Here is a 1,811-nt window from a genome sequence, read left to right as displayed (position 1 = left end):
CTGGTCGGCCGGCAGATCGGCGGCCGGGGTGCCGGTGCGACGGGCGGGCAAGGTGATCAGCACACCCGGTGAAAGGCGGCCCGGGGTGCCAGGCCTATTGTCGCCGGCGTGATGGGCGGCGGCGGGTGCAGTAGCGGGTGCGGGTGCGGCGGCATCGGTGGTCGCGGCGGGTGGCGCGGCCTTGCGGGCCTCGATCGCGACCAGATCAGGGTTGACGGTGCCTTGCGCGAGCGCGGCGCGGACACCCGCGATCACCTGAGCGGCGCTGAGGCGGCGATGCAGCAACAAAACCTCGATCAGCGCTTTGGTCGCGGCCGGTTCGCCGTGCAACGCCCGGGCCCGCGCCCAGAACGCCTCATGATCGGGCGTGAACAGGCCCTCGGCGCGGGCGGTCGCCAACGCCGCCGAGCCGGGCATCGCCCCCGGCTTTCCCTTCAAAATTTCCAGGTAGTGGTCCAGCACCAGATGCTCACCGCCCCGGCCGATCAGCCGCGCGTGGACGGCCACCCGCCGCCTGCCGTCGTAGACCTCCAGTTGGGAGGCCGACAACCGTACCCGGACCCGTGAGCCGATCAGGTAGGCCGGCACCGAGTAGCGGCATTGGCGGACCGTGATCCGCCCGTAGCGGTCCACCCGCGGCGTCAACTCCAGGGCGCAGTCGAACGGCTCGGCCGGCAGCGGTGCCAGCACCTCCTGCTCGGCGGCCAGGTCTTCGCCAACCGTGCGAGGGCGGAACTCGATATGGCGTGCCAGGTCAGCGCGGTCGGCCTCGGCCAGACGGGCGTTCAGCTCCTGCAGCGAGTCCACCACGGGCATGGGGGTCAAATGCGTGCGCCGGAAGCGCCCGCCGTCGCCCTCCACCCCGCCCTTTTCGTGCGCGCCGCCGGCTCCGGGGACGCAGTAGAACGCGGCGAAAGCGTAGAACGAGCGGAAGGCGGTCCAGCGGGCCGATTCGGTCCGGTTACGGCCGAACAGCACCCGCTGCACCGCGCTGCGCAGGTTGTCGTAGCGGATCTGCCCCGTAGGCACCCCGCCGATCGCCTCGAACGCGATCACATGACCTTCCAGGAACGCCTCCTGGCCCTGGGAGGCGAACACCCGGTGCACCCCCGCCCCCGAGTGCGACAGCCGGAAGCTGAACAGGAAACACTTGGTCACTGTGCCGGCGAGCTTCACATAGCAGTCGGCGAAGTCGACCTCGGCGTCCTTGCCCGGCTCGTGGAGTTGCGGCACGAACCCCGCCACAACGCCGGTGCGCTGGGCGTGCTCGGCGTTGATCTCACCCCGCCGCCAGTGCACGTACTTGGCCACATACGAATACGACACGCTCAGGTGGTGCTCGTCGATCAGCCGCTCCCAGATCCGCCGGGCGGTATGACGCTGCTTGGGCGGCGCCAGACAGTCCGCTTTCAAGATCTGATCGATGAGATGGGCGATGCTCTCACGCACCGGGGCACTGCGGGCCGGGTCCTTGCGTTCGGGCGGGATCGGACAGGCCAGCGCCTGGCGCACGGTCCGGCGATGCACCCCGTACTTGGTCGCGAGTTCACGGATGGACAAGCCCAGTTGTTTCTCATCCCAGCGGATCGCGGCGAACAGTTCCACTTTCGACCCCATCCCCGGCCCCAAGCGTAGTCAGACGAACACGATCCGTATCACAAGACGCAAGAGGCCTTCTTACCCACACCCGCCTCGGCAGATTCCTCCGCCACCCGCAGGTGGGGCCAAATCAGAGTGCTACATCCCCACCGTGACCGCCCCCTGGTGGGGCCGGATCAGAGTGCTGCGGTGGGTCCATTCCAGAGTGCTAC

General features: G+C 69.1%; 1 protein-coding gene. It reads right to left on the bottom strand.

Annotated features, from left to right (window positions below):
• Positions 1-1,605: IS21 family transposase (istA, locus tag Mth01_RS29180; protein WP_204019183.1), on the bottom strand; the 1,605-nt coding region annotated here is incomplete at its 3' end.
• Between the last annotated feature and the right edge of the window lie 206 nt (positions 1,606-1,811).

The sequence above is a fragment of the Sphaerimonospora thailandensis genome (assembly GCF_016863115.1).
Lineage (GTDB): Bacteria > Actinomycetota > Actinomycetes > Streptosporangiales > Streptosporangiaceae > Sphaerimonospora > Sphaerimonospora cavernae.
Note: the sequence above shows the minus strand (reverse complement) of the source record. Positions and strands in the feature narration are given on the sequence as shown.